At 70.2% G+C, this 7,789-nt stretch carries 5 protein-coding genes and 1 pseudogene; 2 read left to right on the forward strand and 4 right to left on the reverse strand.

All coding sequences use genetic code 11. The features are described from left to right. Positions 1–1,785 (forward strand): annotated as a pseudogene (locus tag FNH05_RS26565) (ArnT family glycosyltransferase); the annotation flags it as partial. An 85-nt stretch (positions 1,786–1,870) separates the two neighbouring features. Here the strand turns inward: FNH05_RS26565 and FNH05_RS26570 are convergent. From FNH05_RS26570 to FNH05_RS26585, 4 genes are read right to left on the reverse strand one after another with little or no spacing between them, the layout of a single operon-like run. Continuing rightward, on the reverse strand, positions 1,871–3,298 hold the full coding sequence (locus FNH05_RS26570; protein ID WP_425458493.1) for a GH1 family beta-glucosidase: 1,428 nt from the start codon (positions 3,296–3,298) through the stop codon (positions 1,871–1,873). Next, positions 3,295–4,149 carry a carbohydrate ABC transporter permease gene (locus FNH05_RS26575; RefSeq protein ID WP_144591447.1) on the reverse strand — a complete coding sequence of 285 codons (855 nt, stop codon included), beginning with the start codon at positions 4,147–4,149 and terminating at the stop codon, positions 3,295–3,297. Before FNH05_RS26575 ends, FNH05_RS26570 begins: the two co-directional genes overlap by 4 nt. Next, the gene (locus FNH05_RS26580; protein ID WP_144591448.1) at positions 4,146–5,132 is read right to left on the reverse strand and encodes a carbohydrate ABC transporter permease; all 987 of its coding nucleotides are present in this window, start codon (positions 5,130–5,132) and stop codon (positions 4,146–4,148) included. Before FNH05_RS26580 ends, FNH05_RS26575 begins: the two co-directional genes overlap by 4 nt. 19 nt (positions 5,133–5,151) lie before the next feature. Further along, positions 5,152–6,447, reverse strand: a complete 1,296-nt coding sequence (locus FNH05_RS26585) for an ABC transporter substrate-binding protein (RefSeq protein ID WP_144591449.1) — start codon at positions 6,445–6,447, stop codon at positions 5,152–5,154. Between the two features lie 139 nt (positions 6,448–6,586). Here FNH05_RS26585 and FNH05_RS26590 point away from each other — a divergent pair, with 139 nt between their 5' ends. After that, on the forward strand, positions 6,587–7,612 hold the full coding sequence (locus FNH05_RS26590; protein ID WP_144591450.1) for a LacI family DNA-binding transcriptional regulator: 1,026 nt from the start codon (positions 6,587–6,589) through the stop codon (positions 7,610–7,612). Positions 7,613–7,789 lie beyond the last annotated feature (177 nt).

The raw sequence follows: 7,789 nt of genomic DNA on the forward strand, positions 1-7,789 counted from the left end.
CTGCTGGGACTGCTGGCCGCCACCGCGCTGCTCTACCTGTGGGACCTGGGGGCCTCCGGCTGGGCCAACGCGTTCTATTCGGCCGCCGCCCAGGCGGGCGGGCAGAGCTGGAAGGCGTGGTTCTTCGGGTCCAGCGACGCGGCGAACTCGATCACCGTCGACAAGACACCCGCCGCGCTGTGGGTGATGGGCCTGTCGGTGCGGATCTTCGGGCTGAGCGTGTGGAGCGTCCTGGTGCCCCAGGCGCTGATCGGGGTGGCGTCGGCAGGCCTGCTGTACGCCACCGTGCGGCGGGTGTCCGGCCCCGCCGCGGGACTGCTCGCCGGGGGCGTGCTCGCCCTCACCCCGGTGGCCGCGCTGATGTTCCGGTTCAACAACCCCGACGCGCTTCTGGTCCTGCTGCTGGTGGCCGGGGCGTACGGCACCGTGCGCGCGATCGGGCAGGCGAGCCCGCGCTGGCTGGTGTTCGCCGGTGCCGCCGTCGGATTCGCCTTCCTGGCGAAGATGCTGCAGGCCTTCCTGGTACTGCCCGGTTTCGCGCTCGCGTACCTGATCGCCGCGCCCGTCTCGCTGGGCAAGCGGCTGGCGCACCTGCTCGCCGCGCTCGGCGCGGTGGTGGTTTCGGCGGGCTGGTACCTCGCGGTGGTCGAGCTGTGGCCCTCGGGCAGCCGTCCGTTCATCGGCGGCTCGCAGACCGACAGCGTTCTGGAACTCACCTTGGGCTACAACGGTTTCGGCCGGATCACCGGGAACGAGGTGGGCAGTCTGGGCGGGGCGCAGAGCGGCGGGAGCTGGGCGCGCCTGCTCGGCGGCGAGATGGCGGGCGGGATCGCCTGGCTGCTTCCCGCCGCCGTACTGGCCTTCGGCGCCCTGATCTGGCTGAGCTGGTCCTCCCCCCGCACGGACGCCGCGCGCGCGTCCGCCGTGGTGTGGGGCGGCTGGCTCGTCGTCACCGGCGGGGTGTTCAGCGAGATGAGCGGCATCATCCACCCCTACTACACGGTCGCGCTCGCCCCGGCCGTCGCCGCGCTGACCGGGATGGGCGCGGTCGCGCTGTGGCGGCACCGCACGAACCCGATCGCGGCGGGGCTGCTCTCGGCCGGGGTCGCGCTCACCGCCCTGACCGCGTTCCTGCTGCTGGAACGGGAAGCGAACTGGCTGCCCTGGCTGAAGTTCCTCGTACTCCCGATCGGCCTGGGCACCGCGGTGGCGCTGCTCGTCGCCGACCGGCTGCCGTCCGCCGCCGCGCGCGGGCTCGCGGCCCTCGCGCTGGTCACGACCCTGTCCGCGAGCGGCGCCTAAACCCTCGCCACCGCCGCCACCCCCCACTCGGGCGCGATCCCGTCCGCGGGCCCGGATTCCCGCGCGTTCGGCGGCGCACCGGGCGGGACCGGTGGCCCCGGCGGTGGCCTGCGCAGGGGGATCGGCAGCCTGCTCGGCACGAGCACCCCCGGTACGGCGCTGGTGGACCTGCTGCGCGCCGGGGGCGGGGACTACACCTGGGTGGCCGCCACCGTGGGCAGCAATCCCGCCGCGAGCTACCAGTTGGCCTGCGGGCTGCCGGTGATGGCGGTCGGCGGGTTCAACGGCACCGACCCCTCCCCCACGCCGGCGCGGTTCCAGCAGGACGTGCGGGACAAGAAGATCCACTACTTCCTCGGCACCGGCTCCGGGATGCGCGGCACCAGCGGCAGCGACGACGCCCGGGAAATCGCGCAGTGGGTCTCGGAGCACTACACCGCCACCACCGTCGACGGCGTGACCGTCTACGACCTCAACCCGTGACCCGGCCCGCGGGCGCTGGCCGTGAAGGGCCCCTTCACAGTCGTATCGACCGTGAAGGGGCCCTTCACGGCACGGCCCGGGCCGGTCAGGCGCCGGGGAGGGGCGGCAGGGTGTTGGTGGTGGCCACGCGCGAAAGCCAGTGAGCCGAACGCTTGCGGGTCCGGCGCTGGGTGGCGTAGTCCACGTGCACCAGCCCGAACCGCTTCGAGTATCCCTCGGCCCATTCGAAGTTGTCCAAAAGGGACCAGTAGAAGTACCCCCGGAGATCCACCCCCTGGGCGAGCGCGGCGTGCGCGGCCCTGAGGTGCCCGTCGACGAAGGCGATGCGGTCGTCGTCGGCGATCTCACCCGCCGCGTCCGCCACGTCCGGGTAGGCGGCACCGTTTTCGGTGACGTACAACGGGACCGCGGGGTATTCGCGGTGCACCCGGACCAGCGCGTCGGCGAGCTGCCCCGGCTGGACCTGCCACCCCGACGCGGTGAGCTTCGCCGCCGGATCCGGTTCGAACCACACGTCTTCGGCACCGATCCATTCCGGGCCCGCCGGTTCGGCCGCGGACGACGGCGCCGCCGTGACCTCGTAGCCGCGGTAGTAGTTGATGCCCAGTGCGTCGATCGGCGCCGAGATCAGGTCGAGGTCGCCCTCGCGCACGTGGCCGTCGAAGCCGAACGGCGCCAGGTCCGCCAGCAGGTCATCGGGATAGCGGCCGAGCAGCACCGGATCGAGGAACAAGCGGTTCTGCAGGCCGTCGATGCGGCGCGCCGCGTCCGCGTCGGCCGCGGAAGCGGGGTCCGACGGCCGCACCGGGTACAGGTTCAGCGTGATGCCCGCCTTCGCCGAGGGCGCGTAGCGGCGGATCTCCGCCATGCCGAGCCCGTGCGCGAGCAGCAGGTGGTGCACCGCCGCGGCCGCCGCGGCGGGCTCCCGCCGTCCGGGCGCGTGGACTCCGCTGGCATAGCCAAGGAAGGCCGAGCACCACGGCTCGTTCAAAGTGGACCAGAACGGCACCCGGTCGCCGAGCCGCTCGACCGCTGCCTCGGCGAAACCGGCGAAGTGGTGGACCGTGTCACGGTTCGCCCAGCCACCCTTCTCCTCCAGCGCCTGCGGCAGGTCCCAGTGGTAGAGCGTGGCCCACGGCATGACGCCGGCGCCGAGCAGTTCGTCCACCAGCCGGTCGTAGAAGTCCAGCCCGCGCGGGTTCACCGGCCCACCGTCGGGGCGGACCCGGGGCCAGGACAGGGAAAACCGGTACGCGCCGAACCCCAGTTCGGCCAGCGACGCGACGTCCTCGGCGAATCGGTGGTAGTGGTCGGCCGCGGGCTCCCCGGTGTCGCCACCGGCGACGGCACCCGGCACCCGGCAGAAGGCGTCCCAGATGCTGTCGGTGCGGCCGTCGGCGGCGGTCGCCCCCTCGATCTGGAAGGCCGCGGTGCTGGCACCCCACAGGAAACCCGTGGGGAAGGCCAGCTTCGCCTCCGCCGCCACCTCGTCGCCCAGTACAGACATAGTCACCCTTTCACAGCACCCTGCATGATCCCGGCCACGATCTGGCGGCCGAGCAGAAGGAAAACGATGAGGATCGGGATGGTGGCCAGCGTGGTTCCGGCCAGCACCAGCGAGTAGTCGACGTAGTAGCCGCTCTGCAGCTGTTCCAGTGCCAGCTGCACCGTCGGGTTCTCCGCGTCGAGCACGATCAGCGGCCACAGGAAGTCGTTCCACGACATCATGAAGGTGAACATCGCCAGCACCGCCGCGGCGGGTCGCACCGCGGGCAGGCACACGTTGAGGAAGGTCCGGAACACGCTGCACCCGTCCACCCTGGCCGCCTCGATCAGCTCGTATGGCACGGCGTCCACTGTGTACTGACGCATCCAGAACACGCCGAACGCGGTGACCAGGTTCGGCACGATCACCGCCTGCAGGTGCCCGGCCCAGCCGAACTTCGCCATCGCGATGAACAGCGGGATGATGCCGAGCTGTGTCGGCACCGCCAGGGTCACCACGATGAACACGAACAGCGGGTTGCTGCCGCGGAAGCGCAGCTTGGCGAAGGCGAACCCGGCCAGCGAGGAGAACAGCACGGTGGTCAGCGTGACCGTGGTCGACACGATCAGGCTGTTGCCCAGTGCCTTCCAGAAGGCCACGACGTGGAACACCCGGGAGGCGTTGGCGAAGAAGTTGCCGCCGGGCAGCAGCGGCGGGACCTTGTCGGCCAGCATCGAGGAGTCCCGGCTGGCCACCAGGAACGACCAGTAGAACGGGAAGAACGACGCCAGGACGAACACCGCGAGCGCGGCGTAGACGAGGAAGTTGGGCCGTCCGATCAGCGGTCCGGTCCCCCGGCGGGATCTGAGCAGGGTCATCGTTTCGGTCCCGAGGTTGCGGCGAGGCGCCGGGTCAGCAGGAAGTTGATCAGTGCGATCACCACGATCAGCAGGAACAGCACCCACGCGATCGCGGAGGCGTAGCCGAGGTGGAAACCCTCGAATCCCGACTGGTACAGGTACAGCGTGACGGTCTGGAACTGGTTGGTGGAACCGCCGTTGTTCGAGCCCGGCATCGCGTCGAACAGCTTGGGCTCGGTGAAGATCTGCAGCCCGCCGATGGTCGAGGTGATCACCACGAAGATCAGCGTGGGCCGCAGCATCGGCAGGGTGACGCTGAAGAACCGGCGGAAGGCGCCGGCGCCGTCCACCACGGCCGCCTCCATGACCTCCTTCGGCAGGGCCTGCATCGCGGCGAGCACGATCAGCGCGTTGTAGCCGGTCCAGCGCCAGTTCACCATGGTCGCGATCGCGATATGGCTGGCGAACCGGTTGGCCTGCCAGTCCACGCGGTCCAGCCCGGTGAGCTCCAGCAGGGAGTTCACCAGGCCGTAGCGCGGGCCGAACAGGTTGGAGAAGATCAGCCCCAGCGCCACCAGGCTCGCCGCGTACGGCAGCAGGACGCCCACCCGCCATCCGGTCGGGAAGCGCAGCCGCATGTTCAGCAGCGCGGCCAGCCCCACCGCGATGACGATCTGCGGCCCGCTGGAGAGCACGAAGATCGACAGGGTGTTGAGCAGGGCGTTCCAGAACTGGTGGTCGCCGAAGAGGTCGACGTAGTTCTGCAGCCCGAGGAACTTCGGATGGTCGTCGCCGATCTCCCAGTCGAACAGCGAGACGTACCCGGTGTAGAGCAGGGGGAACAGGCCGACCAGGCCGAACACCACGAAGAACGGCGCGATGTAGAGGTAGGGCGAGATCTTCAGGTCCCACCGGGAGAGCCGCTCGGAGAACCGGGGCTTCGCGGGTTTCCCGCGCGGCGCCCGCTGCCGCGGTTGTGGATCGAGCACGGTACTGGTCATCGGACTGTTCCCCCCGGCACTACTTCACGATCCGCTTGGCACCGTCGACGACCTGCTGCCAGGCCTGACCGGCGGGCGTACCCTGCTCGACCGCCTGCAGCGCGGGCTTGATGACGTTCTCCTGGATCTGGCCGTCACCCGGCCCCTTGTACTGCGCGTGCGTGACCTTGCGCGCCTGCTCGGCGTAGAGCTCGCCCACCTTGACGTCACCGAAGTAGGCGTCGGTCTGGTTCAGCAGTTCCGGCGAGGTCAGCGCCTGCACCTGGCTGGGGAAGTTCCCCTTGGCCTGGAAGGCCTTCAGCTGCTGCTCCGGCGCGGTCAGCCAGGCCGCGAGCTCGGCGGCTTCCTTCGGGTGCTTGCTCTGCTTGGGCACGGTCAGGTACGAGCCGCCCCAGTTGCCGCCCCCGTTGGGGAAGGCGTCGGTGACCGCCCACTTGCCCGCGTTGGCCGGGCCGGCGTCCTCCTTGACCACGCCGAGCATCCACGACGGGCACACGGTGGTGGCGAAGGCGCCCTGCTGGAAGCCGGTCTTCCACTCGTTGCCGAAGGCGGTGAGCTTGGCCGACTGGCCCTGGGAAATCGCGGTGGTGATCTTGTCCCAGGCGGTCTTGATACCGGGGTTGCTCTCGATGGTCAGCTTGTCGTTGTGGTCGAGGTAGCCGACGTCGAGCTGGTTGACCATGGAGTTGAACAGCTGCGACGAGGCGTCGAACCAGGGCTTGCCGGTCTTGGCGGCGTACTGGGCGCCCGCGCTGAAATAGCTGTCCCAGGTGGCGAACAGCGACTTGACGCCCTGCGGGTCGCTGGGCAGTCCGGCCGCGGCGAGCAGGTCCTTGCGGTAGCACAGGGCGAGTGGGCCGATGTCGGTGCCGTAGCCGATCAGGCGGCCGTCCTTGTCCTTGCCCGCGTCGTACTTCCACTTCAGCCAGCGGTCGGCACTGGCGTCCTTGGGGCCGATCTCGTTGAGATCGTTGAACTTGCCGGACTTGTCGATGATGTCGGAGAAGTGGCCCTCCTCCACCGCGACGACGTCCTCGAGGCCGGAACCCGCCGCCAGCTTGGTGATCAGGTTCTGGTGGTAGGGGCCGCCCTCGCCGGTCTTGTGGTGGGTGATCTTGATGTTGGGGTGCAGCTGCTGGTACTGGGTCAGCAGGTCCTCGTAGCCGAACTCGGTGAAGGTACCGATGCTCAGCTCGATCTGGCCGCCGGAATCGCCGGAGCCGGAGGCCGAATCACCGCCGCCACAGGCGGCGAGGCTCGCGCCCAGCACCGCCAGTCCGATGGCGAAGCTCACGCCCTTGTGAAGAAGTCGCACTTCAAAACCCCTTGCTTGGTGGGTTCCGGGTGGGGAAATTTTGGGAGCGCTCCCAGAACGGCACTGAGTGTGTCCTTGACTAACACTGGATGTCAAGGTGGGCTATGCTTGAGAGCGCTCCCAGGAAAGGACGGCAGCGGTGACCCGAAGCCCGGACGAACGGCCGACTCTGGAGGACGTGGCTGCCTTCGCCGGCGTCTCCCGCTCGACGGCGTCCCGCGCCCTCAACGGCGACGCGAACGTCAGCACCCGCGCGAAGGACGCGGTGCTGACCGCCGCGCGCGACCTCGGCTACTCCCCCAACCAGGCGGCACGATCCCTGGTCACCCGCCGGACCGGCGCGGTCGCCGTGGTGCTGTCCGAACCGGAGGAGCTCGTCCTCGGCGACCCGTACCGCATCGCCGTGATGCGGGCCGCCTACCGGGAACTGGCGGCGGCGGGCAGCCAGATGATCCTGATGTTCAACGACGGGCGCGAAGACCACGCGCGCACGCTGAACTTCCTCGAAGGCGGCCACGTCGACGGCGCACTGGTGTTCGCGCCGCACCGGTCGGACCCGCTGCCGCGGGCGCTGCGCCTGCTGCGGCTGCCGATCGTGTTCGGCGGTCCCGCCGGGAACCTGTCCCGCGGGGTGTACGTGGTCGACTTCGACAACTCCGACGGCGCCCGGCAGGCGGTCGAGCACCTGCTGCGGTCCGGGCGGCGCCGCATCGCCACCGTGGCGGGCCCGCAGGACCAGACCGCCGCCGTGCACCGGCTCGCGGGCTGGCGGGAGACCCTGTCCGCGGCGGGCCTCGACCCGGCGGGCCTGTCCGAAGAGGCGGACTTCACTTTGGACGGTGGCCGCGCCGCGATGGCCCGGCTGCTGGAGCGCGTACCCGATCTCGACGGGGTCTTCGTGGCCAGCGACCTGATGGCCGCGGGCGCACTGCGCGCGCTGAGCGCGGCCGGGCGCCGGGTCCCCGGCGACGTGGCCGTGATCGGCTTCGACGACCACCCCGCGCTCGCCGCCACCATGGACCCGCCGCTGACCACCCTCCACCAGGACCCGGCGTCCCAGGTCCAGCACATGGTCGCGACCCTGCAGGCGCTGCTGGCGGGCGAAGCGGTCCGGCCCCAGCGCCAGGTGCTACCGGTGTCGATGACCGTGCGCGAATCCGCCTGAGCATCCGGCCGGGCACCCTCGCGGCGGGCACGGGAAACCTGGGGCGGCACGGGGCAGCACTGTGTTTTCCGCCGCGTGCCGCGGAAATCACATGATCATCTCAGCCGTCCCGGTTATAGGGTGACCTCCACGGGGCAAGGGACCCTGCGGCGGAGAGGGAACGGAAATGACTAGGAT

Origin of the sequence: Amycolatopsis rhizosphaerae, assembly GCF_007713715.1 — a bacterium.
In the GTDB taxonomy this organism is placed as follows: Bacteria; Actinomycetota; Actinomycetes; order Mycobacteriales; family Pseudonocardiaceae; genus Amycolatopsis_E; species Amycolatopsis_E rhizosphaerae.